The 23,230-nt window shown below is 70.1% G+C and carries 24 protein-coding genes and 2 pseudogenes; 16 read left to right on the top strand and 10 right to left on the bottom strand.

Annotated features, from left to right (window positions below):
- Nucleotides 1–62 precede the first annotated feature (62 nt).
- The gene (locus tag QQK49_RS18960; protein ID WP_284305334.1) at nucleotides 63–1,094 is read left to right on the top strand and encodes a Glu/Leu/Phe/Val dehydrogenase family protein; all 1,032 of its coding nucleotides are present in this window, start codon (nucleotides 63–65) and stop codon (nucleotides 1,092–1,094) included.
- Nucleotides 1,095–1,118: 24 nt separating this feature from the next.
- On the opposite strand, the gene QQK49_RS18955 is transcribed toward QQK49_RS18960, so the two are convergent.
- Nucleotides 1,119–1,484 (bottom strand): nuclear transport factor 2 family protein, encoded by a 366-nt coding sequence (locus QQK49_RS18955; protein WP_284305333.1) that lies wholly within the window; start codon nucleotides 1,482–1,484, stop codon nucleotides 1,119–1,121.
- A gap of 92 nt (nucleotides 1,485–1,576) precedes the next feature.
- Here QQK49_RS18955 and QQK49_RS18950 point away from each other — a divergent pair, with 92 nt between their 5' ends.
- The 3 genes from QQK49_RS18950 to glsA all read left to right on the top strand — a co-directional run bounded on the left by QQK49_RS18950 (nucleotide 1,577) and on the right by glsA (nucleotide 3,790).
- On the top strand, nucleotides 1,577–2,299 hold the full coding sequence (locus tag QQK49_RS18950; protein ID WP_284305332.1) for an alpha/beta fold hydrolase: 723 nt from the start codon (nucleotides 1,577–1,579) through the stop codon (nucleotides 2,297–2,299).
- A 72-nt stretch (nucleotides 2,300–2,371) separates the two neighbouring features.
- Nucleotides 2,372–2,638: a DUF2277 domain-containing protein gene (locus QQK49_RS18945; protein WP_284305331.1), complete on the top strand. Its 267-nt coding sequence runs from the start codon at nucleotides 2,372–2,374 to the stop codon at nucleotides 2,636–2,638.
- A gap of 162 nt (nucleotides 2,639–2,800) precedes the next feature.
- Nucleotides 2,801–3,790 (top strand): glutaminase A, encoded by a 990-nt coding sequence (gene glsA / locus QQK49_RS18940; protein ID WP_284305330.1) that lies wholly within the window; start codon nucleotides 2,801–2,803, stop codon nucleotides 3,788–3,790.
- Nucleotides 3,791–3,923: 133 nt separating this feature from the next.
- Here the strand turns inward: glsA and QQK49_RS18935 are convergent, their stop codons facing one another.
- A complete protein-coding gene (locus QQK49_RS18935) occupies nucleotides 3,924–4,070 on the bottom strand; it encodes a hypothetical protein (protein ID WP_284305329.1) in 147 nt (48 codons plus the stop codon).
- 127 nt (nucleotides 4,071–4,197) lie between these two features.
- Here QQK49_RS18935 and QQK49_RS18930 point away from each other — a divergent pair, with 127 nt between their 5' ends.
- The 10 genes and pseudogenes from QQK49_RS18930 (at nucleotide 4,198) to QQK49_RS18885 (ending at nucleotide 13,222) form a co-directional block, all read left to right on the top strand.
- On the top strand, nucleotides 4,198–4,680 hold the full coding sequence (locus tag QQK49_RS18930) for an NUDIX hydrolase (protein ID WP_284305328.1): 483 nt from the start codon (nucleotides 4,198–4,200) through the stop codon (nucleotides 4,678–4,680).
- Nucleotides 4,677–6,287, top strand: a complete 1,611-nt coding sequence (locus QQK49_RS18925) for a DUF6049 family protein (RefSeq protein ID WP_284305327.1) — start codon at nucleotides 4,677–4,679, stop codon at nucleotides 6,285–6,287. Before QQK49_RS18930 ends, QQK49_RS18925 begins: the two co-directional genes overlap by 4 nt.
- Nucleotides 6,281–6,661, top strand: a complete 381-nt coding sequence (locus QQK49_RS18920) for a DUF6049 family protein (protein WP_284305326.1) — start codon at nucleotides 6,281–6,283, stop codon at nucleotides 6,659–6,661. The genes QQK49_RS18925 and QQK49_RS18920 overlap by 7 nt, the downstream gene beginning before the upstream one ends.
- Nucleotides 6,658–6,810 (top strand): hypothetical protein, encoded by a 153-nt coding sequence (locus tag QQK49_RS18915; protein ID WP_284305325.1) that lies wholly within the window; start codon nucleotides 6,658–6,660, stop codon nucleotides 6,808–6,810. The genes QQK49_RS18920 and QQK49_RS18915 overlap by 4 nt, the downstream gene beginning before the upstream one ends.
- A gap of 98 nt (nucleotides 6,811–6,908) precedes the next feature.
- Complete coding sequence (gene murJ, locus QQK49_RS18910) at nucleotides 6,909–8,558, top strand: murein biosynthesis integral membrane protein MurJ (RefSeq protein WP_284305324.1); 1,650 nt, start codon at nucleotides 6,909–6,911, stop codon at nucleotides 8,556–8,558.
- Between the two features lie 109 nt (nucleotides 8,559–8,667).
- Nucleotides 8,668–10,419 (top strand): protein kinase family protein, encoded by a 1,752-nt coding sequence (locus tag QQK49_RS18905; protein ID WP_284305323.1) that lies wholly within the window; start codon nucleotides 8,668–8,670, stop codon nucleotides 10,417–10,419.
- 161 nt (nucleotides 10,420–10,580) lie between these two features.
- Nucleotides 10,581–11,369, top strand: coding sequence for a hypothetical protein (locus QQK49_RS18900; protein ID WP_284305322.1), 789 nt, complete (start codon nucleotides 10,581–10,583; stop codon nucleotides 11,367–11,369).
- Nucleotides 11,370–11,487: 118 nt separating this feature from the next.
- Nucleotides 11,488–12,455 (top strand): annotated as a pseudogene (trxB, locus tag QQK49_RS18895) (thioredoxin-disulfide reductase).
- A gap of 50 nt (nucleotides 12,456–12,505) precedes the next feature.
- Nucleotides 12,506–12,832: a thioredoxin gene (gene trxA, locus QQK49_RS18890; RefSeq protein ID WP_284305321.1), complete on the top strand. Its 327-nt coding sequence runs from the start codon at nucleotides 12,506–12,508 to the stop codon at nucleotides 12,830–12,832.
- A 129-nt stretch (nucleotides 12,833–12,961) separates the two neighbouring features.
- Nucleotides 12,962–13,222 (top strand): hypothetical protein, encoded by a 261-nt coding sequence (locus QQK49_RS18885; RefSeq protein ID WP_284305320.1) that lies wholly within the window; start codon nucleotides 12,962–12,964, stop codon nucleotides 13,220–13,222.
- A 144-nt stretch (nucleotides 13,223–13,366) separates the two neighbouring features.
- Here QQK49_RS18885 and QQK49_RS18880 read toward each other — a convergent pair whose 3' ends face one another.
- From QQK49_RS18880 to rpmH, 8 genes and pseudogenes are all read right to left on the bottom strand, one after another.
- Entirely contained in the window at nucleotides 13,367–14,404 is a 1,038-nt protein-coding gene (locus QQK49_RS18880) for a ParB/RepB/Spo0J family partition protein (protein WP_284305319.1), read from the bottom strand.
- Between the two features lie 30 nt (nucleotides 14,405–14,434).
- Nucleotides 14,435–15,204, bottom strand: a pseudogene (locus QQK49_RS18875) (ParA family protein).
- A 603-nt stretch (nucleotides 15,205–15,807) separates the two neighbouring features.
- Nucleotides 15,808–16,554, bottom strand: coding sequence for a 16S rRNA (guanine(527)-N(7))-methyltransferase RsmG (rsmG, locus tag QQK49_RS18870; RefSeq protein ID WP_284305318.1), 747 nt, complete (start codon nucleotides 16,552–16,554; stop codon nucleotides 15,808–15,810).
- Nucleotides 16,555–16,570: 16 nt separating this feature from the next.
- Nucleotides 16,571–17,167, bottom strand: coding sequence for a Jag family protein (locus QQK49_RS18865; RefSeq protein WP_284305316.1), 597 nt, complete (start codon nucleotides 17,165–17,167; stop codon nucleotides 16,571–16,573).
- Between the two features lie 38 nt (nucleotides 17,168–17,205).
- Entirely contained in the window at nucleotides 17,206–18,192 is a 987-nt protein-coding gene (gene yidC / locus QQK49_RS18860) for a membrane protein insertase YidC (RefSeq protein ID WP_284305315.1), read from the bottom strand.
- A gap of 41 nt (nucleotides 18,193–18,233) precedes the next feature.
- Nucleotides 18,234–18,587, bottom strand: coding sequence for a membrane protein insertion efficiency factor YidD (yidD, locus tag QQK49_RS18855; RefSeq protein ID WP_284305314.1), 354 nt, complete (start codon nucleotides 18,585–18,587; stop codon nucleotides 18,234–18,236).
- Complete coding sequence (gene rnpA / locus QQK49_RS18850) at nucleotides 18,584–18,937, bottom strand: ribonuclease P protein component (RefSeq protein WP_284305313.1); 354 nt, start codon at nucleotides 18,935–18,937, stop codon at nucleotides 18,584–18,586. Before rnpA ends, yidD begins: the two co-directional genes overlap by 4 nt.
- A gap of 10 nt (nucleotides 18,938–18,947) precedes the next feature.
- Nucleotides 18,948–19,085, bottom strand: a complete 138-nt coding sequence (rpmH, locus tag QQK49_RS18845; RefSeq protein WP_009482735.1) for a 50S ribosomal protein L34 — start codon at nucleotides 19,083–19,085, stop codon at nucleotides 18,948–18,950.
- A gap of 740 nt (nucleotides 19,086–19,825) precedes the next feature.
- Here rpmH and dnaA point away from each other — a divergent pair.
- Both dnaA and dnaN read left to right on the top strand, forming a co-directional pair.
- The gene (gene dnaA / locus QQK49_RS18840; protein ID WP_284305312.1) at nucleotides 19,826–21,301 is read left to right on the top strand and encodes a chromosomal replication initiator protein DnaA; all 1,476 of its coding nucleotides are present in this window, start codon (nucleotides 19,826–19,828) and stop codon (nucleotides 21,299–21,301) included.
- Between the two features lie 719 nt (nucleotides 21,302–22,020).
- On the top strand, nucleotides 22,021–23,154 hold the full coding sequence (gene dnaN, locus QQK49_RS18835) for a DNA polymerase III subunit beta (protein ID WP_284305311.1): 1,134 nt from the start codon (nucleotides 22,021–22,023) through the stop codon (nucleotides 23,152–23,154).
- Nucleotides 23,155–23,230: the final 76 nt, after the last annotated feature.

Raw genomic sequence — 23,230 nt, 5'->3', positions numbered from 1 at the left:
CTCACGAAGGAGAGCGGGACGTACCGTCCACCACCGCGGAGCAGTCGCCTACGGTGGCTCGCGTGAGCGACACATTCGATCCCTGGGCCTCCGAGAAGATCGTCCTGGTGAGTGATGCGACGGCGGGGCTGAAAGCGGTCATCGCCATGGACGACCTCACTCTCGGACCGGGATTCGGTGGGGTGAGGATGCGGCCCTACCCCTCGGCGGCCGCCGCGATGGAGGAGGCCGCGCGGCTCGCGCGGGCCATGACGTACAAGCACGCCCTCGCCGACCTGCCCTACGGCGGCGCGAAATCGGTCATCGTCACGGGCGAGCAGCGACTCGACACCGACGCACGCCGGGCGCTGTTCGAGGCCTTCGGTGACGCCGTCGCCGACCTCGGCGGGTCGTACATCCCCGGCGTCGACATGTTCACGACACCGGCCGACATGGCCGTCATCCGCGAGCGCGGGGCCGCGGCGTACTGCGCCGAGGCCGACCCCTCGCCCTGGACCGCCCGCGGGGTCTACGCCGCGATGCGGGCGGGCGTGCAGGGCGTCCTCGGCAGCCCCACCCTCGACGGACTCACCGTCGCCGTCCAGGGCGTCGGGTCCGTCGGCGGCGAACTCGCCCGGCTCGTGGCGGCCGACGGCGCCGACGTGATCGTCGCCGACGTCGACACCGCGCGGGCCGAGCAGATCGCCGAGGAGACCGGTGGCCGGGTCGTCGACGTCAAGAAGATCGTCACCACCCAGTGCGACGTCTTCGCCCCCGCGGCACTCGCCCGCGTCGTCACTCGCGAGATCGTCCCGAGGATGAGCTGCTGCCTCATCGCCGGCGCCGCCAACGACACCCTCGACCGCCCGGCCGTCGATTCCGACCTGCTCGGCAGCGGCATCACCTTCGTGCCGGACTTCGTCGCCAACGGCGGCGGGGTCATCCACGAACACGCCCGAGCCATGGGGTGGTCCGACGAGCAACTCGCCGAGGCGGTCGACGCCATCGGTGACCGGGTGCTCGAACTCGTCGAGGAGTCACGCGAATACGGCGGCAGCCTCGTCGACGCGGCGCTCGCCCGAGGCCGGCGCCGGTTGGCCGAGGCCCGAGGCTGACGGCAGGCGGAGACTGCGGGGCGGTCAGACCAGCGGCGCGAAGAAGAACGTGTCGCGGGTGGCGAATCGCCCCTGCTCGTCGAAGGTGTAGAAGTCGGCGAACCGCAGCGAGGCGGCGGACCCGTCGCGGAGCGTGCCCTCGAACCGCCCGTGGACGGCGACGGACTCCTCACCGACGACCATGTGGTCGACCGTGTGGGCGCCGCTGTCGATGACGCGCTCACCCTCGTAGAAGGCACGCAACGCCGCGTGCCCCTCGAGCGGCTCGTACCCCGGCCGCCGGTAGACGGTGTCCGGGGCGAACAGCTCCACGAGACCGTCGATGTCGTCCGCGTCCACCAGCCGGTAGTAGAGCTCGACACGGTCGGGGCGTACTCGCTGCGTCGTCATGTCGGTATTCTGCCCCGGCCCGACCGAGGCGCCCCGCGTGAGGGGCCCTGCGCGCCCTGGGTGTGGGGCGACGTGTCGAAGACACTGGGGCCATGGCCGTTCGACCTGTTCTCGTCCTCGTGCACGGCACCCGCTTCGATGCTCGGCAGTGGGACGGATACGCCGACCTGATCCCCGAGGCCGACCTCGTGACCGTCGATCTTCCCGGCCACGGCGAACGGGCGGGCGCCGAGTACTCCAGTGCGGCTGCGGTCGCCGCCGTGACCGACGTCTTGGAGGAGGTCGCGGCCCGAGTACCGCGTCCGCCGGTCGTGCTGGCCGGGCACAGCCTCGGCGGGTACGTCGCGACGACCGTCGCCGAACATCACCCCGACCTCATCGACGCCCTGGTCCTCATCGGCGCCGCGGCCGACCCCACGCGGCACCCGATCCTGCGTCACCTCTACTCCGGGTTCGCCCGCACGCTGGGTGTCGTCGGGCCCGATCGCATGGCCAGGGCGACGAACAGGGTCCTTCGTCGTCTGGGGGCCGCCGACGCCGACCTGCCGGGAACGACGGGGTACGACGTGCTCCCGACAGCCTGGGCGACGACCGCGGCCGAGGCCAGCGCGAGGCAGCTGGCGGACCTCACGTGCCCGGTGTTCCTCGTCTCGGGCCGATTCGACCAGCTCGGCATCGACACCCGCCGGTACGCCCGTGCCTGCGTCGACGCCCGTGTCCGCGTCATTCCGCGCGCCACGCACCTCGCGCCCATCACGCACCGGCCTCAGCTCGCGGCGATCCTGCGGGAGGCGATCGACGCCGTCGGGGGTTGACCGCGACAACGGGTGAGCGGGACGCTCGCGGGGACGTTTCGAAGGAACGGCTCCGCCCGAAGGGACACGCTCATGTGCCGCAACATCCGTCAGCTCCACAACTTCGAGCCTCCGGCCACCCGTGAGGAGATCGACGCGGCCTGCCTGCAGTTCGTCCGCAAAGTCGCAGGTGGAGCGCCCAGCAAGAAGAACGAGACCGCCTACGACCGGGCGGTGACCGACATCGCTGCCGTCGTCGACCGCCTCCTCGGGGAGCTCGTCACGACCGCACCGCCGAAGGACCGCGAGGAGGAGGCCGCCAAGGCCAAGGCCCGCTCGGCCGCCCGGTTCAGCGCCTGATCGAGCCCGGGTCGCCGGAACTGCCCGAAACGCCCGGGCCGCAGGGTCGGCCGTTCTCGAGGTGCCCGGTGCCGAGAGCGGGGGCAGTGCGCCGACGATGTTTCCCGTGAAACACGCGCGCACGGAGGCGCCGATCGACGGCCGTTCGACGCCCTGACAGGTGTGCCGTTAGCGTCGCGACATGCCATATTCGATGCAGGACCACCTCGACGCCATCGTCGCCGAGGCACTGAAGACCGACTCGGGCGACTACGCCCCGGTGCCGCACCCCCGGGCCGACGACGACGCCCAACCGTTCGGGATCGCCGTCGCGACGGTCGAGGAGCCCTCTTCACGGCCGGTGACACCGACACCCCGTTCCCGCTGCAGTCGATCAGCAAGGCCATCACCTACGCGATGGCGCTGGAGGAGCACGGGTTCGAGGCGGTCGAGAACATCGTCGACATCGAACCCTCCGGCGAGAGCTACGACTCGATCTCGGTCGAGGACGGCACCGGTCGCCCCGACAACCCGATGATCAACGCCGGCGCCATGACGATCCATGCGCTGATCGGCGGCCCCGACGCCCACGCCGACGAGCGCGACGACCGCATCCTCGACGTGTTCTCCGCCCTGGCCGGTCGGCGGCTCGAGGTGGACGAGGAGGGCTTCGAGCACGAGTTCGCCTCGGCCGACCGCAACCTGGCGATCGCCCACATGCTGCGGGCCCTGGACGTCCTTCCGGACGAACCGCGTGACGTCGTCCGCGGCTACCTGCGTCAGTGCGCCATCACCGTCACCACGGCCGATCTCGCTCGCATGGGCGCCGGGCTGGCGGCCGGGGGACGCAACCCCGTGACCGGGGAGCAGGTGTTCTCCCGCCAGGTCGTGCGGCAGGCCCTCAGCGTGATGATGACGTGCGGGATGTACGACTCCGCCGGTGACTGGGTCTCCGAGGTGGGCATCCCCGCCAAGAGCGGCGTCGGCGGCGGCATCCTCGGCGTCGTGCCGGGACGCGGCGGCATCGGCACGTTCGGGCCACGCCTGGACGAGCACGGCACGAGCGTCCGCGGACAACTCGCCTACGAGCGGATCTCCGACGAACTCGGCATCCACTTCGTCGATGCCCTCCACGAGGAGGACCACCGCTGGGAGCGCGCGGTCGACGCTTGAGGAGGCGCTGTTCGTGCCCGACCCACAGGCACGCGGTGGCGGCAAGCTCCTGCGCCCGACCTCGAAGGCACAGGAGGTCCGCGACCTGGATCTCGAGCCGCGTCCCGTCGCCTGACGACCGCGTGACGCGTCGTCAGTGCGAGTCCTGCTGCCCTTCACCCTGTTCCGGGGCGGAGTCGTCGTGGCCACCCGCAGCGGCCGGGACCTCCTCGGTCGGTGCGTCCTCGAGGCGGGGCTCGTCGGTGTCGTCGCGCTCGGTGCCGGGCGTGGTGTCGCTCATGCGCCCGAGCCTACGTCCGTGGACTCCTCGGCGCCGCCGGGACGAGCACACGCGAGGCTCGCCGCGATCCGCCCCACCGTCGGCGCGGGTCGGAGCGGGCGGTAGGTCACCCCATTACAGTGTCGTAATGACCATCTCACCGCGCCCCAGCCGCCCTGCGCGGCGGCTGCCTGCGGTGTTGGAGACCTCTGCGGGTGGCATCGTCGTCGATGTCGTCGACGGGCGCGCGCGCATCGCGGTCATCGCCCGCCGCAACCGCGCCGGGCGTGTCGAGTGGTGTCTGCCCAAGGGTCATCAGGAGGCCGACGAGACCCTCGTGGAGACCGCCGAGCGCGAAGTGGCCGAGGAGACGGGCATCGAAGGGCGGGTCCTGGTGACCCTCGGCACGATCGACTACTGGTTCTCCACGCACGACCGGCGGGTGCACAAGATCGTCCACCACTACCTGCTCGAGGCCACCGGCGGTGATCTCACCATCGAGAACGATCCCGACCAGGAGGCCATCGACGTGGCCTGGATCCACCTCGACGAGGTCCACAACCACCTGACGTTTCCCAACGAGCGCCGCATCGCGCGTCTGGCGTGGGAGAGGCTGGCCGGGGAGGGATGACCTCGCACGCACGCGTCAGGACGCGGGTGCGACGAGCCCTCGCCTGGGGGTTCGCGGCCTGCGCCGTCCTCACGCCGGGATCGGCCGGGGCCGTGACGAGCGGCGTGACCCACTCGATGCCGGCGTCGTCGACGGTGGCGCACGCGGCACCCTCCACGGCCGGCGTCCCCTCCGGGCGGCACGGAGATGCCTTCGGTGCGAGCGCCACCGGCCACGCCACGGCAGCCGCGCGGCCCACCCTCGCGCTCGCCGACGTCACACCGACCGTCGCCGCGCCCGACACGGACGTCACGGTGCGCGTCACCGTCCGCAACACCACCGACGACGTCGCCACACCCACCGTCTCCGTCGGGGTCGGCGGCCGGCTCGCCACCCGTGAGGACGTCGCTCGCCACGCCTCTCGGCCCGATGACCTGCCCGAACGCGCCCGCACGACCGGCACCGCGCTCGCTCCCGACGCCACCGCCACCGTCGCCGTCACCCTGCCGGCCGAGCAGCTCCGGCTCCCCCGGCCCTACGGCGTCCTGCCGCTCACGGTGTCCGTCTCCGGTCTCGGGCCGACCGGCCGGATGGCCACCTTTCTGCCCTACCAGGTGATCAAGGAGTACGAGCCGCTGCGCCTCGGTGTGGCCCTGCCGCTGACGGCCGACCCCGACCCGGCGCTGCTGACCGGCGACGCACAGGCCCGCACCCAGGCCTGGACCCGGATGCTCGGGCCGGATTCGCGTGCCGAACGCACCGTGCGCGCCGCGGAGGCCACCGGAGCCACGCTGGTCGCCGACCCGAGTCTGCTCGGAGCCTCTCCGGCGGCGACCGACGCGACGGCGACCCCGACGCCCACTCCCTCACCGACACCCGCCGAGACCGACCCCCGCACGGCGTTCGCCGCCCGAGTGGCCGAGACCGGCAACGACGTGTGGTTCCTCCCACCGGGTGATCCCGACGTCTCCGCCCTGGCCTCCGCGGCGCCGACCCTGCCCCGGCCACCCGTCACCCCCACGACCGTGCCAGGCACCGACCGGGCCGCACTGTCGGTGGCCTGGCCTGCGGGTTCCTCCACCTCTCGCATCCGCAGCGCGATCACTGACGCGTCCTCACCCGGCGCCGTCCTCATGCGCGAATCCCTCTCCGATGCCGACACGGAGCGCACGGGCACCGCCTCGCGCCGCGACGACGCCGGGCGACGCATCGTCGTGGCCGACGACCGGCTCTCGACCGATCTCACGGAGGTCACCGAGGAAACCGCCCCGGCGATCGCCCAGCGCGCCCTCGCCGACAGCGTCGCCCTGCTCGCCGAGTCCCCCGGGCTCGATCGGTCGTTCCTGCTCCTGCCCGAGCGGGGGCTCGACCCCGACACGGCCGGGATCGTCCAGGTCGTGCGCACCCTGCAGGCGGCCCCGTGGATCAGTGGGGTCCCCACCAAGGACATCGTCGCCGCCCCGGCGACGCGCGAACCCGTCACCGACCCCGGGACCAGTCCGGAGGCCCCCGCCTCGCCGCTGACCGGTGAGAACGTCGGCGAGGTGCTCGCCACCGCCGGACTCGCCTCGGGCCTGCGACCGTCGATCGGTGACGGACTCATCCCCCCGATGTCGAACAGGTGCTGACCTCCGCCCGCTGGCGCGGACGCGCAGGCGTGTGGACCAAGGCGCACGACACCCTCGCCGACCGGATGCGCTCCTACAGCGAGGGGGTGCGCATCGTGCCGAGCATGGTCAACTTCTTCGCCGAACACGGAGCCCTGCAGATCACCGTCGTCAACGACCTCGACGTCGAGGTGCGCGACATCCGGCTCACCGCCGACGTCGCCGGACGCCCCTCCCGCCTGCACATCCTCGGTACCCCCGAGCCGCTGACGATCCGACCCCGCAGCCGCGCCACCGTGCGCCTGGACGTCGAGGCCATCGCCGCCGGCGTCGTCCCCCTGACGACCTCGCTGCGCACCGCCGCCGGCGCCCCCTCGGCGAGGACGCCACCGTGAGCGTGCGCGTGCAGCCCACCAACGGATGGATCCTCTTGGCCGCAGGCGGGGTCGTCGGCCTGGTGTTCCTCTTCGGCCTCTTCCGCGCCATCCGGATGGGTGAACGACGCGTGGCCGACTCCGATCTGCGCGGCCTGGACCTCAACTGACCCGCCCGACAGTGCGACACGGGCCACCGCACACCGGAGCCGGTCACTACGATGACCAGCGACCGGCCGGTCGGCACCTCGACAAGACGGGACCCCCGATGACCACCACCCGCAGCCTGGCGCGCAACAGCGCGGTCATGGCCGCCGGGAGCTTCGTCTCCCGCATCCTCGGCGTCGTCCGACAGGCCCTCATCGTCCTGATCTTCGGGCGCTCCATCGCCGGCGACGCGTGGAGTGTGGCGAACACCCTGCCCAACACGGTCTTCCTGCTCCTGGCCGGTGGCGCCATCAACGCCGTCCTCGTGCCCCAGATCTCCAAGGCCATGCGACACGAGGACGGCGGCTCCGACTTCATCGACCGCCTGCTGACCCTCGCGCTGGTCGGTCTCGGGGTCATCACGGCCGTCTGCGTCCCGCTCGTGCCGGTGCTCGTCCGCGTCTTCTCCGACGGCGGATTCCCCCGCAGCGGTCACGATCTCGCCGTCGCCTTCGCGTTCATCGCCATGCCGGCCGTCTTCTTCTACGGCCTCTACGCGATCCTCGGCCAGGTCCTCAACGCCCGCGAGGCCTTCGGTTGGTATTCGTGGGCGCCGGTGCTGTGCAACGTCGTGTGGATCGTCGGGCTGGGCTCGTTCATCGGCATGTACGGCAGCCGTCTGGGCGATCCCGCCCAGTTCACGCCGCCGATGATCGCGCTGCTCGCCGGCTCCCTCACGGTCGGTGTGGCGCTCCAGGCGCTCGTGCTTCTCGTCCCGCTGTGGCGTGGTGGCTTCCGCTACCGCCCGCGATTCGGCTGGCGCGGAGTCGGACTCGGCAGCGCGAGCCGGGTGGCCATGTGGACCTTCGCCGCCCTCGTCGTCTCCCAGGTGGCGCTCGTCATCCAGTCGCGGGTGCTCACCTCGGTCGACAACGGCGACAGCGGCAAGCTCGCCTACGACAGTGCGTTCATGCTGTTCATGACCCCGCACGGCCTCATCACGGTCTCCGTGGTCACCGCCCTGTTCACCTCGATGTCCCGGGCCGCGGCCGGCGACGACACGCCCGCCGTGCGGGGCGACGTCGAGCACGGTCTCGGCATCGTCGGCGCCACCGTCATCCCGGTCATGGTCGGCGGCCTCGTCCTCGGCACCTCGCTGACCACGGCGATCTTCCTCGGAACCTCCATCGAGACGGCCAACGCCCTGGGGTACGTGACGATGGCGATGCTCGTCGGTCTCCCCGCCTACGGCGCGTTCTACGTCGCGCAGCGGGCCTTCTACGCCTACGAGGACGCCAAGACCCCGTTCTGGCTGCAGATCGTCAACTCCGGCGTGTTCGTCGTCCTGGGGCTCGCCTCCTACCTCATCACCTCGGAGTACCGGGCGGTCGCCGTCGCCGGAGCCCAGGCCGTGAGCAACATCGTCGCCGCCGGGATCGCCGTCGCCTGGCTCCGTGGCCGGCTCGGCGGTCTCGACCTGCACGTGGCGGTGCGCACGTGGGTGCGGTCCTTCGTCGCCACCCTGCCCGCCGCCGCCGTCACGGCCGCCGTCGCCCTCCCGCTGCGGCACCTCCTCGGCCCGTACCTGCCCGGCCCTTCCGGCGGGATGTATCTCGGATCCTGGCTCGCGCTGGTCGTCGGTGGGGGCATCTTCGTCGCCCTCTACCTGCTCGCCTCCCGACGGATGCGCATCTCCGAGGTCGAGGAGTTCACGGGTCCGATCCTCCGTCGCCTGCGCGGCGTGTCACCCGGTTCACGCTCCGACGCTTAGACTTCTTCAGAGCCGGGCGCTCGATCACACCCGATCGGCAGGCGCCCACGATCGGACCGGGACCTCGAAGACTTCGGTCCGAAACCGTCGTCTGGAGAGGGGAGTTCGCGTGCAGGGGGTCGGAACCGGTCGGCTCGTGGCGAGCCGGTATGCCCTGCGTCAGCGACGTGCGACGCTCGGAGCCATCGAGGTCTGGGCCGCCACCGACAGCACCCTCGGCCGTGAGGTCTCCGTCACGGTCCTGCCGGTCTCGGACCCCCACGCCGACCCGTTGCTGGAGGCGGCGCGCCTCACGGCCTCGGTCAACGACCACCGCCTCGTGCGGGTCCTCGACGTCGGATCCCGCGGTGAGATCGCGTGGGTCGTCGAGGAGTCGCTGTCGGAGTCCACGAGCATCACCGACCTGCTCACCACCGGGCCGCTGCCGCCCGAGGAGGCCCGGCGCATCGCCGGTGAGGTCGCGAGCGCCCTCGACGTCGCCGCCCGCGAGGGCCTGCACCACCTGCACATCACCCCCCACGCCGTGCGCCGCACCAAGGCGGGGCTCATCAAGATCGCCGGCCTGTCCACCGCTGCCGCCGTGGAGGGCACCCCCGTCCCCGACAGCGCCGAAGCCCAGCGCATCGACGCCCTCGGGGTGGTCGCGCTGCTCTACGCCACGATGACGACCCGCTGGCCCCTGCGCTCGGCCGTCCCCGGGCTGGAGGCCGCACCGCGCGTCGCGGGAGCCGTCGTCCCGCCCTCGGAGATCGCGGTGGCGGTCCTGCCCGACCTCGACACCCTGTGCACCGACACCTTCTCGCGGCCCTCCACCCGCTCGTCGGCACCGACGACCCCCGGTGAGGTCGCCGGCCGCCTCGGCCCGTGGTCACACACGCTGGTCAGGCACGTCGCGCCCAAGGCGGCGGCCGCACCTCCCACCGAGCAGATCCCGCGGGTCCGCCCCGGGGCGACGGCTGCCGCGGCGGGCGCCGGAGCCTCTTCCGCTGCGGCCGCGCCTCCTCGCGCGCCTCGACCCACCCGCCCCCAGCCCCACAAGCCGAGCCATCGCGAACAGCGCGCCCACAACAAGGCCGCGCAGGCCGCGGAGGAACGCCGCGAGATCGCCGCACGCCGTCGCGACCCCGGCTTCCTCGACGTGCCCGAGGCGCTCGAGAGCTCATCAGGGCCGCTCGAGCCACCGGCACCCCTGGTCGCCGCACCCGTGGAGAAGGAGGGGCGGTACGCCAAGATCGTGCTCGCCGTGGTCGCAGCCCTCGTCCTCGTCGCCTCGGTCTTCGCGTTCAACCAGCTCATGGGCGCCGTCCGCGACATGAACACCGCCGTCACGCCCACCGCCACCCGCACCCCGGCACCGACCGGCACGCCCCGCGGTGAGACCACGGCCCCGGCGCAGAGCGGGACGGCCCAGAGCCCCGCCTCCGAGGCCATCGCCTTCGTCGGCGCCCGCACCCTCGACCCCGAGGGCGACGGACGCGAGAACGACGGCGCCGCGGACCGGGCCTACGACGGTGACACGTCCACCTACTGGCAGTCCGAGGGGTACAAGGCCGCCGACTTCCAGGGGCAGAAGAGCGGCGTCGGCATCGCCCTCGAACTCCCGGAGAACACCAAGCCCTCGACGATCTCGGTCGTATTGGGCGAGCGGGCGCAGGACGCCACCGTCTACGTCTCGGCCAACCGGTCCATCGACGACGCGACCGAGGTCGGCAAGTACACCGGCGCCACCGGCAGCCAGGAGGCCGAGGTGCCCGAGGACGCGCGTGAGAGTGCGCGCTACGTCATCGTGTGGGTCACCAAGGCCATGCAGGAGAACGACAACCGCTTCCGTGCCATCGTCTCCGAGGTCACGGCACGCTGATCTGCGGCTCCACCGGCGCGCTCCCCGGTTCGCCGTGGCGCCGAACGGGGCCGAGGGCACGTCATCGGAGGGAACTTTCCTCCCGTCCTCACTCGTCTGATCGTGCGTGGGGCCGTGCAGCACGCCCCGACCACTCCTACAGGCCGACCACGAGGACCGATGTGACCTCAGAACGCAAGGACGAGGACCCGACGGACATCCGCCGTCTGTTGTCCGGCATGTCGGATCCACACCCGATGTCCGACGATCTCGTCTCGCGCATCTCGGCCAGTCTGGAGGAGGAACGCCGTCACCGCCGCGACGACGACCTCTGCCGCTTCGATCCCGCCCTCGGACGACCCCGCCGCAGCGTCCTTCCCCGCCGTCTGGCCATGGTCGCGGTGGTCACCGTCGTCGCGACGGTCGCGGTCGTCGCCACGATCGTCCCCGGCGTGGCCTCCGTCGTCGCCCGGCAGGCCGAGGCGGGTCTCGGATTGGCCCGGGCCGAACTCGCCGCCGTAGAACCCACGGCGACCGTGACCGACGGCGCCGCAGCCCCGCTCGGTGTCGTGGCGCCGTCCCCGGCAGCGCCAGGCGGACGGACGCCCTCCGCGCAGGCGGGAGCGCCGGCGGCGGGCCTGACGATCATCAGCTCCGGCACCGACTACCGTCGCGGCCACCTCACCGAGCAGGCCCAGACCCTCATGGGCAGCAGCACCGGTGGTGCCGACGCCACGAAGACGGCTCTGCCGCGTGGCACGTCGCGCGAGAGCATCGAGAACTGTCTGCGCGAACTCTCCCTGCTCGGCTCCACCGCGACCGTCGACGTCGCCACCTACAACGGCCGGTCCGCACTCATCCTCGTCGGCGGACCCGTGGAGGGCAGCACGACGCGCACCCTCGCCGTCGTGCCCGACACCTGCGGTCGCAAGTCCACCGACCCCCTCGCCGGGCCCTACCGATTCCGCTGACCGGCCCCGCGCGCGGTGGAACATCCGGGAGATCGGCGTGGTTGACACCTTCGGCACGGCTCCCCAGCGCTGCGATCGAGCCGCGAACACCACCTGACACGTACGAAGGGAATCCCCTGTGAGCTCCGAGAACACGGAACTGCACGACGTCCTCATCGTCGGCTCCGGCCCCGCCGGCTACACCGCCGCCGTCTACGCGGCCCGCGCAGGTCTGTCTCCCGTCGTCCTCACCGGTTCCATCACCGCCGGCGGTGCCCTCATCAACACCACCGACGTCGAGAACTTCCCCGGTTTTCCCGACGGCATCATGGGCCCCGACCTCATGGACAACATGAAGGCGCAGGCCGAGCGGTTCGAGCGCAGCTCATCGCCGACGACGTCGTCGAGATGTCCTTGGACGGCGAGATCAAGACCGTCGTCGACGGCTCGGGCCGCACCTACCGCGGACGCACGGTCATCCTCGCGACCGGCTCTGCCTACCGCGAGCTCGGCATCGACAACGAGAAGCGCCTCTCCGGCCACGGCGTCAGCTGGTGCGCCACCTGCGACGGCTTCTTCTTCCGCGACCAGGACATCGTCGTCGTGGGTGGCGGCGACTCGGCGATGGAGGAGGCCACCTTCCTCACCCGCTTCGCCCGCTCGGTCACGGTCGTCCACCGCCGTGAGGAGCTGCGCGCCTCCAAGATCATGGCCGAGCGTGCCAAGGACGACCCCAAGATCAGCTTCGCGTGGAACTCGGCCGTCAGCGCCATCCACGGCGACGCCAAGGTCGAGGGCGTCACCCTGACCGACACGATCACCGGCGCGGAGCGTCGGCTGGATGTCACCGGCGTCTTCGTCGCCATCGGCCACGACCCGCGTAGCGAACTCGTCCGCGACCAGGTGCACGTCGACTCCGAGGGCTACGTCCTCGTCGAGGGGCGCACCACCAAGACCAACCTGCCCGGAGTCTTCGCCTGTGGCGATCTCGTCGACCACACCTACCGGCAGGCCGTCACCGCCGCGGGCAGCGGATGTGCGGCATCCTTGGACGCCGAGAGGTATCTCGCCGACCTCGACGCCGAGACGGTCGCGCCGACTCCCTGATCAGCCACACCCGACGATCTCCACACCGCCTCCCGACGAAAGGACCCTCCATGGCCTCCATCAACTCGACCACCGACGCCTCGTTCGACGCCGACGTCCTCAAGAGCGACAAGCCCGTGCTCGTCGACTTCTGGGCACCGTGGTGCGGTCCCTGCAAGGCCATCGCCCCGATCCTCGAGGAGATCGCCGCCGAGCACGGTGAGAAGCTCACGATCGTCAAGCTCAACACCGACGAGAACCCGGCGATCACCGCCCGCTACGGCATCACCGGCATCCCGGCGCTCAACGTCTACCAGGGCGGCGAGCTCGTCAAGAGCATCGTCGGCGCACAGCCCAAGCCCAAGCTCATGCGCGAGCTCGAGCCCTTCATCGGCTGAGCCACCGCGTCATCGAACCGCCCCCACCGCCCGTCGGTGTGGGGCGGTTCGTCATTTCGCGCGGGATGACACCCTCGAGGTCGACATCCGCAACAACGACGACGACAACGACACCAGAAGGAGAACCCCATGCTCGGCATTACGGAGATGCGTCGGCGGATCGACCGTCTGGAGCAGACGGTCCGTACTCAGCAGGCCGTGGGGGAACAACTCTGTGATCGCGCGGGGATCGATCCCGGAGAACTCGACCTCGTCGCCCGGGTCGACGACGAGGAACGCCGGCTCATCGCCGAGGGCAAGGCGATCATGGCGATCAAACACCACCGTGAACGCACCGGATCCGGCCTGCGCGAGGCCAAGGAGGCCATCGATCAGGCCTCACGCGACTGACGTTCACGCGGGCGCGGGCAAGGGTGCCGGGTCACCGCAGTGGCCGGCTTCCCCACCGCACTCCCGCGAACGATCAGACGTCCTCACCGAACGGCGAAAGGGTGCCGGATTCTCACCGGCACCCCCTTCTGTTGCGTCACGACGTCAGGCGCCGGCGCTCCCGATGTTCTCCGGAGTGCCGAGCACGTCGAGGATACGGCCGAGGTCTTCGACCGAGGCGAACTCGACGGTGAGCTTTCCCCGCTGACGTCCCATGTTGATCGAGACGCGGGTGTCGAGCCGATCGGCCAGCGCATCGGCCACGCTGTCGAGTTCCGGGTGCGCCTCACGTGGCCGGACCGTCCGCTTGCGTGCCGGCGCTCCAGCCTCACCCATCGCGATGATCTCCTCGACGCTGCGCACCGACAGCCCCTCGGCCACGATCCGCTGAGCGAGGCGTTCCATGGCCGCCGGGTCCTCCAGCGCCAACAAAGCCCGAGCGTGACCGGCGGTCAGGACACCCGCCGCGAGGCGCCGGGCCACCAGAGGCGGAAGTCGCAGCAGACGCAGCGTGTTCGTGATCTGCGGACGCGATCGCGCCAATCGGCTCGCCAGGTCCTCGTGCGTGCACCCGAAGTCCTCGAGCAGCTGCTGGTAGGCGGCCGCCTCCTCCAGCGGGTTGAGCTGGCTGCGGTGCAGGTTCTCCAGGAGCGCATCGCGCAGCATGTCGTCGTCGGTCGTCGATCGGATGATCGCGGGGATGGCACTCTGACCGGCCTGGCGCGTGGCCCGCCACCGACGCTCGCCCATGACGAGTTCGTAGTGGGGGCCGTCCGTGGCCGGCTCTCGGATCGGACGGACGACGATCGGCTGCAGCACACCGATCTGGCGAATGCTGTCGACGAGTTCGGCGAGGTCGTCCTCGTCGAACACCTCGCGTGGCTGACGGGAGTTGGGGGCGATGTCATCGACACCGACATGAGCGAACGTCGCCCCGGGAACCGACTCCAAACCTGCCGTCGACGCAGATTCGGTCGTGACGTCGGTGTCGCCACTGTTCCGACCCTCCGGCGCAGCGGACGCATCTGTTTCACGTGAAACAGCCTGGGTGAAGAACATGTCCCTCGGGCGGGTCGTCGGATCCGGAGCATCCGGGATCAGTGCCCCCAGCCCTCGACCCAATCCACGCCTGCGTTCAGCCACCGTCGGTTCCTCTCGTGTCCATCATCGTTGTCATGCCCCGCGCGCAGCCAACTCGGCGGCCGCTCGGCAGTACGCCAGCGCACCCGTACTCGCAGGGTCATAGGAGATCACGGTCTGCCCGTGACTCGGCGCCTCCGACACGCGCACCGAACGGGGCACGGTGGCGCGGAGGACCTGATCGGGGAAGTGGCTGCGGACCTCGTCCGCCACCTGCGACGACAGGCGAGTGCGCGCGTCGTACATGGTGAGCAGGATCGTCGTCACGTCGATGTCGGGGTTGAGGTGGCGACGGATCATCTCGATGTTCTTCAAGAGCATCGAGAGACCCTCGAGCGCGTAGTACTCGCACTGGATCGGGATGAGGACCTCACGGCCGGCCACGAAGGCGTTGATGGTGAGCAGCCCGAGGCTCGGGGGCAGTCGATGAGGATGTAGTCCGGCGGATTCTCCGACTGCGCGACGAAGGCGTTGACCGCTCTCTGCAGACGCATCTCCCGGGCGACGAAAGAGACCAGCTCGATCTCGGCGCCCGCGAGGTCGATCGTCGCCGGCACGCACGTGAGCCCGGGGATGTCGGGGCATTCATGCACCACATCGGCCAGGGGCGCATCCTCGACCAGCACGTCGTACACGCTCGGGATGCCGGCGCGATGGTCGACGCCGAGCGCGGTACTGGCGTTGCCCTGAGGGTCGGTGTCGATGACGAGAACCGTCGAACCGCCGGCCGCCAGCGCGGCCGCGAGATTCACCGCGGTCGTCGTCTTGCCCACCCCGCCCTTCTGATTGGCGATGGTGAAGATCCGGGTGTGCGACGGGCGGGGAACGGCGCCCCCGGCGGCGGGGGGACGCTGGGGCGAGTCGCGGCGACCTCGCGCACACTCTCGGCGGCCTCGGTGGCGCCGTCGACGTTCATTCCCTCGGGGACCGTCTGCTCTGGGTCGGCGCCTGCGTGGGCGGCCAACTCCGGCATGTCCGGTGCCTCTGGAGCACGGTCCGGGCCAGTCTGCTCGGACGACGCCGTCATGCTCCCGTCGCGCACGTCCGGAGCGGTGTCGACGGGGACAGACGCGTCGGGATCGACTCCCGCTGGTTTCGTTTCACGTGAAACATGACCGCCGTCGACAGGCCAGCCCACAGTTCTCGGTGACGTCGTCGCACCTTCACTCGGCCAGCCGAGCGCGCTCATTCCGTCGATCACCCACAGATCCTTCCGTCGTCACCGTGCGGCCCCCACGCTAGTCGCTCCGAGCACCGACACCCGCATCGGTCCACAGCACACGAGTGCCGCCGCGGACGACCACCGAGAAACACGCCGTGACCCCGGATCACCGTCCGGCAGAAGCAGGGAGGAGGACCGCGCCTCTGCGGTCGAGACGCGCCGAATCACCGTGCGGACGAGCAGGTCAGCCCCGTCGCGGGCCGCGTCGATCCCTGCCACGGCTGCGCACGGGACGCACGTGACGCCGTGCCCGGATGACGGTGGTCGGTTGGTCGAGCACCTCGTCGCCGGCCATCACGACCTCGAAGTCGGTCCACCCCGCGCGGGTGGCGGCGGCACGATCCCGGGTGAGTTCATCGGCGGCCGAGGCGCCCTTGAGCGCCAGCATGAGGGCTCCGTCCTCGGCCAGAGGAGCCATCCACCCGGCCAGGGTCGACAGCTTGGACACCGCACGGGCGGTCACCACGGATCCGGTGACGTCGACCTCGTCGGCCCGACCGCGGTGCACGAACACCCCGGTCAAGTCGAGCATCGCCACGGCATCGTCCAGCCACGCCACCCGACGTGCCATCGGCTCCACGAGGTGGATCGTCAGATCGGGGCGGGCGATGGCGATGGCCAGCCCCGGCAACCCGGCACCCGAGCCGACGTCGACCACGGTGGCACCCTCGGGAATCAGGGACTCCACGACGGCACAGTTGAGCACGTGTCGTTCCCACACACGTTCGACTTCACGTGGCCCGATCAGCCCATGTGACACGCCGGTATCGGCCAGGATGCCGGCGTACCGAATGGCCACCGGCAACCGCGGTCCGTACACGGTGAGCGCGGAGTCGGGAGGTGCGGGGGCGGTGCGCAGACCGTCAGATGCCGCAGGCGCCGCGCCCCCGTCGGGGGACGCGGCGCCGGAGATGTTCTCGGAGTTCGTCATCGAGGACGGCGACGACTCAGGCGGGGTGGACCACGACGTGACGACGCGGCTCGACACCCTCGGACTCGGAGTGGAGCCCCGAGCGCAGCACCTCGTCGTGGGCGACCTTGCGCTCGAACGCGCTCATCGGCTCCAGGGGCTGCGGCTCGCCGGTCTCCCGGCATCGGGCGACGGCAGCCCGGGCGATGTCGATGACGGCCCGGCGACGCTCGGCGCGGTGTCCGGCCACGTCGAGCATGAGACGCGTGTGCTCACCGGTCTCGGTCTGCACCGCCAGCCGGGTCAGCTCCTGCAGGGCTTCGAGCACCTTGCCGTCGGGACCCACCAGACGCCGCGGCACGCGGCCCTCCTCGGAGTCCACGATCGCGATGACGGCCCGGTCACCCTCGATGTCGACGTCGATGTCACCGTCGAGGTCGGCGATGTCCAGGAGTCGCTCGAGGAAGTCGGCCGCGACCTCACCCTCGCGCTCCAACTGGGCGATGCGGCCGCCCGAGCGGGCCGGCCTGTCGCCTCCGCGCTCGGTCTCCTCACCTACCGCGTCCGCCCCCGCGTCGCCCGTCACGCCCTTCGCCGGGTCCTCGACGATGCTCTCGGTCTCGGTGTCGCTCATGCGCTACTCCTGTTTCGTGGTGGTCCGTGCCCGGCCGTTCAGCGCTTGCGCTTACGCCGCCTGGGCTGCTGCCTCTGCCCCGAATTTCGGATGGGGCCCTGGTTCTCCTCGTCGGTCTCCGCCTCGGTCGCCGGGGCGTCCTTCGCCAACCCGGGCACGGTGAAGGCCTTGTGCTCCTTGCCGCGCTTCTGGCGGCGCGCCTGCAGCGCCTTCTCCGCGGGGGAACCCGGCGCCGGCATGCGGTTGATGACGTAGAACTGCTGGCCCAGCGTCCACACGTTCGTCACGAGCCAGTAGATGAGCACGCCGATCGGGAAGTTCACACCGGTCACCGCGAAGATGATCGGGAACAGGTACAGCATGATCTTCTGCTGCTGCGCGAAGGGGTTGTTCAGCGCGGATTCGGGCATGTTCCGGCGCATCAGCTGGTGCTGGGTGACGAAGGTCGACACCGACATCAGCAGGATGAGGATGACCGTGAGGATCTTCGTGTTGAGATCCCCGGACGACATGAACGTGGCCGACAACGGCGCACCGAACAGCGTCGACCGTTCCGCCTGGGAGGCCAATTCGCGACCGAGGGGGCCTGCGGGGCTGCGACCGCCCGCCGCCACCTGCGAGAGGCCGTTGAGCACGTAGAACAGCGCGAAGAAGATCGGCATCTGCAGCAGGATCGGCATGCACGAGCTCAGCGGGTTGGTCCCGGTGCGCTTGTACAGGTCCATCGTCTCGGCCGTCATGGCCTGCTGGGACTCGGGGTCCTTCTTGCCCTTGTACTTCTTCTGGATCTTCTGCAGCTCGGGTTGGATGAGCTGCATCCGCCGTGAGGACTGGATCTGCTTGACGAACAGCGGGATCAGCAGCATCCGGACGACCACCACGAGGCCGGCGATGGCCAGGGCCCAGTTCCACCCCGACGCCTCGGGCATGCCCAGAGACGTGTTCAGGGCGTGGAAGGCCACGAGCACCCATTCGACCGCCCACTCGAGCGGCCACATCAGGGTGCCCCAGAAACCTCGTTCCATGTCTTCCTTCCTCAGGCGCTCACGCGCCGCGGGTCACGCGTTCAGTCTTCGGTGTGGGAGGCGGGACTCTGCCCGCGATCCCGCTCGCCCGCGGGCCCCGCTCCATTGTTCCGTATCGGACGTCCGTCCTCGCCCCGCTGCGGAACGTAGTCGACGCCGCCGGGGTTCCACGGGTGGCAGCGGTACAGTCGGCAGATCCCGAGCCAGATCCCCCGGATCGGGCCGAAGCGCTCGATCGCGGTGAAGGTGTAGGCCGAACAGCTGGGGTAGAACCGGCAGCTCGGTGGGGTCAGGGGCGAGATGCACACCTGGTAGAAGCGCACGGCCAGCAGGAACGGCGCGCGGATGACGCGGCCCAGGCCCGTCTGCGGGCGCTCGTCGCCCACGGTGCTCATGCTCGCACCTCGACCTTGGCCACGGCCGTCACGGCGACCCGTTCCAGCTCGGCCCGCAGTTGCCCGTAGGTGCTCTCAGCGGCGGCGGGGTTGGCCCGCACCACGAGGTCGTGGCCGCCGGGTAGCTGCGGCAGCAACTCCGCCATGGCGGCCCGCATGCGCCGCTTGACCCGGTTTCTCGTCACGGCGTTGCCCACGGCCTTGGACACGACGAAGCCCACCCTGCACTCGGGCACGGTGGGCTGCGAGGGACGCACGTGGACGACGACGAGCCGGCTGCCGTGCCGACCACCGCGAACCGCGCGTGCGAAGTCCTCGCTCCGCCGGAGCCGGTGTGGGGCAGGCAGCATCGAGGAGTCGTCAGGCCGTGAGCTTCTTGCGACCCTTGAGGCGACGCGACGCGATGATCGAGCGACCGGCGCGCGTCGACATGCGCAGGCGGAAGCCGTGCGTCTTGGCGCGGCGACGGTTGTTCGGCTGGAAGGTGCGCTTGCTCACGATGCTCTCCGTTACTGCGCGAGGGCTCGCGCGGTGTGACTGATGGGTCTTCGGGCACGCCTGGTCAGGTCGTCCACGACTCTGGGCAGTGGCGCCGTCGGACTCCTCACGCTCGCCTCACCTGCGGCGATCCGTCCTGGTCACGACCATGGGTCGTGGGGCGGAGTGGGCATGATGAAGTGCGCGTGGAAGATGGGCCAGAGGACAACGGTACGCAGCGGCAGCCGTGCGGGTCAAACCGGCCCTACAACACGCGGGCGCGTGTTCGCGAGAGCCACGCCGAGTTCTGCGGCGGTGGCTCCGTTCGATCCGTGCCGTTGCGGTTCTGCAGAGGGACTCCTGACGCGTCGTTCACCGGCTCGTCACCTACACGGGCCTCGTTCCGCGGATCATGGTGGGGAGGTTCGGAGCACGAACACGGAGTTCATCACCCAGGTTGCGGCGATTCGCTTGCGGCCGACGGAACTCGGTTGTTACGGTTTCGACACCTTCGCGTCAGATGGTCATCCGGCAGCGGTTCGCGATCTGCGGTCCGTGGATCGGAATGAGCGTTCTGGCGCGAACAGGTGCGCGTCTTCACCCTCGCGTGGCCTGCCTGCACATTCGTATACGGAGTCCGTTCACTTTCCGCCCTCGGCCGGGCGACGTGTGAACCCTATTTCCACACCCTGTGCATATATCTGTGGATAGATCCGCCGGCACCCACTCGACCCGGCTCACCGATGCGTAGGCTGTGGCCCATGTCCGGAACTGGTGAGCCCGTGTCCAACCCTGCCGGCGACGACTCCGGACGCATCTGGGGCGCCACGCTCCGGGCCCTCGATCGCGCAGGAATCCCCGCACCCCAGCGGGCTTTCCTGCGTCAGGCGACGCTGGTGGGTGTGCTCGACACCACGGCTCTGATCGCCGTACCCGACGACTTCACCAAGGAGATCGTCGAATCACGTGCGCGCGACTATCTCGTGCGTGCCCTCACCGAACAGGTGGGACGTGAGGTCCGCCTCGCCGTCACGGTCGACGCCTCCTTGCGAGAACAGATCGCTCCGGCCGAGCAGCCGGTTCTCGAGGGCTATCCCGAGCAGGAAGCGGCGGATCGCGAGCCGGAGCCGGCGCCCGTCGACGTCGCCCCCACCCCCGTGGGCGAGCGCCGCCCGCGTCCGGCTGCGACGGGTCGACGCGAGGAGTCCTCCCAGCTCAACCCCAAGTACACGTTCGACACGTTCGTCATCGGGGCGAGCAACCGCTTCGCCCACGCTGCGGCCGTGGCCGTGGCGGAGGCGCCCGCCAAGGCCTACAACCCGCTGTTCGTCTACGGCGACTCGGGGCTGGGCAAGACGCACCTGCTGCACGCGATCGGGCACTACGCCCGCAATCTGTACCCCCACGTCAAGGTGAAGTACGTCAACTCCGAGGAGTTCACCAACGACTTCATCAACAGCATCCGCGACGACAAGGCCGCCGGATTCCAGCGGCGTTACCGCGACATCGACGTGTTGCTCATCGACGACATCCAGTTCCTCCAGGGCAAGATGCAGACCCAGGAGGAGTTCTTCCACACGTTCAACACGCTGCACAACTCCAACAAGCAGGTCGTCATCACCTCCGACGTGCCGCCCAAGCAGTTGTCCGGGTTCGAGGAGCGGATGCGCAGCCGGTTCGAGTGGGGCCTGCTGACCGACGTGCAGCCGCCCGATCTCGAGACGCGCATCGCGATCCTGCGCAAGAAGGCCGTCCAGGAGCGCTTGTCCCTGCCCGATGAGGTGCTCGAGTTCATCGCGAGCCGCATCTCGACGAACATCCGTGAGCTCGAGGGCGCGCTGATCCGCGTGACGGCGTTCGCCAACCTCAATCGACAGCCGGTCGAACTGAGCCTGGCCGAGATCGTCCTCAAGGACCTCATCCCCGACAAGGAGAGCAGCCAGATCACGGCCAGCATGATCATGGGTCAGACGGCCGCCTACTTCGGGCTGTCCATCGACGACCTCTGCGGCGCGTCGCGATCCCGCGGGCTGGTCACGGCCCGCCAGATCGCGATGTACCTGTGCCGCGAGCTGACCGAACTCTCCCTGCCCAAGATCGGCCAGCAGTTCGGTGGACGGGATCACACGACGGTGATGCACGCCGATCGCAAGATCCGCACGCTCATGGCCGAGCGGCGCTCGGTCTACAACCAGGTCACCGAACTCACGACGCGCATCCGCTCGCAGGCGACCTGACCCGCATCGACGTCCACACCGGCCACCAGCGCGTCTTGTCGGATTCGCCCGTGTCGCAACGGTGTTCAGGACGGATGTCCACAAACCTGTCCACACCTGTGGAGAATTGACGGATGTCTGGGACGGCAGACCTGCATCACCGCACTGACGTGCGGCGATGCCTCCACAGGTGGGGAAAAGCCTGTGGATGAAGGTAGTCCCCAGCCCCCTGTGGGCAGCGGAGAGCGCTCCTCGGGAACCACAACGGTGTCATCTGTGGGCCGCCGGTGGATAACTGCCGACGCCTGTGTACGACCGTCGTGCGTCCACATCGGACGCCCGTCGTCCACGACCGTCGTCCACGATCACTCCACATCGAGATACCGGTCCCGACCTGCGAAGACGCGCGTGATCCACAGGATCCACACGACCTATGACAACGATGAGTCCCTCAATCTGGATCCTCTCGCCCCACGTACGGTGTGGACCCACATGCCAGGTCTCTGCGGTGTCCTATCGGCACATGAGGACGGCACCTGAGCGAACGACGCAGATTTTCGCGAGGACGTCCCGACGTGAGACACGGACCCACATCACTCGGCGATTCGCGAGGCATGGATTGGTCTGCTCGGAGCTGGCGACTAGAGTCGGCTCCGACTGTCCTGGAGAGGACCGGTCGTCGATGGATCACCAGGGGGCGCAGCCGGGTCGGCCGTGTCCGTGACGAAGGGGCGGTACCCGTGAAGTTCCGAGTCGAGCGCGATGTGCTTGCCGAGGCCGTGACGTGGACCGCCCGCGGACTTCCCACCCGGCCGCCGGTCCCGGTCCTGGCAGGTGTCCTCATCGATGCCGACCCCAGTGGCACGCTCACCCTCTCGGCGTTCGACTACGAGGTCTCCGCGCGCATCACGGTGGCGGCCGACGTCAGCGAGGGTGGTCAGGTGCTGGTGCTCGGTCGACTGCTGGCCGACATCTCGCGCAACCTGCCCAACCGCCCGATCGCGGTGAGCACCGAGGGCAACAAGGTCCAACTCACCTGTGGTTCCAGCCGGTTCAGCCTGCTGCAGATGCCGGGTGAGGAGTACCCGACGCTGCCGACCTCGCCCGAGCCGAGCGGCACGATCGCGGGAGACGTGTTCACCCAGGCCGTCGCGCAGGTGAGCATCGCCGCCGACCGCAGCGACACCCTGCCCATCCTCACCGGTGTGCGCATGGAGGTCACGGGCGACAAGATCGCGTTGCTCGCCACCGACCGGTACCGCCTGGCCATGCGCGATCTGACGTGGAACCCGGCCACCGACGACATCGAGACCGTCGTCCTCGTGCCGGCCCGCACCCTCTCCGACACCGCCAAGGCACTGGGTGCCGCGGCCTCGGTCGAGGTGGCCCTCGGCGGCGCGGCCGGCGGCGACGGGCTCATCGGCTTCGAGGCCGGCCGCCGACGCACGACCACCAGGCTCCTCGACGGTGAGTACCCCAAGGTCTCCTCGATCCCGCCCAGCTCGGTCGATTCCGAGGCGGTCGTCGAGACGGCCGCGCTCATCGAGGCCGTCAAGCGCGTGTCGCTGGTGGCCGAGCGCAACACCCCGGTCCGCCTGCGGTTCATGGACGGTCAGGTCGCCATCGACGCCGGCACGGGTGACGACGCGCAGGCCAGCGAGGCCGTGGAGTGCACGCTCACCGGCCCGGAGCTCGAGATCGCGTTCAACCCGCACTACCTGCTCGACGGCCTGCACGTGCTCGGCACGGCCTACACCCGTCTCGCGTTCACACAGAGCAGCCGCCCGGCGGTCATCTCCGGGCAGGCCGAGCTGGACGGCGAACCCGACCTCTCCTACCGGTACGTGCTCATGCCGGTCCGCCTGCCGGGTTGATCCGGCACCACTCGAAGCGGTCGCGGTGCACCTGCGTCACCTGACCCTGGGTGACTTCCGTAGCTATCCCACCGCG

It is taken from the genome of Mobilicoccus caccae (assembly GCF_030161635.1).
Classification (GTDB): Bacteria; Actinomycetota; Actinomycetes; order Actinomycetales; family Dermatophilaceae; genus Mobilicoccus; species Mobilicoccus caccae.
Note: the sequence above shows the minus strand (reverse complement) of the source record. Positions and strands in the feature narration are given on the sequence as shown.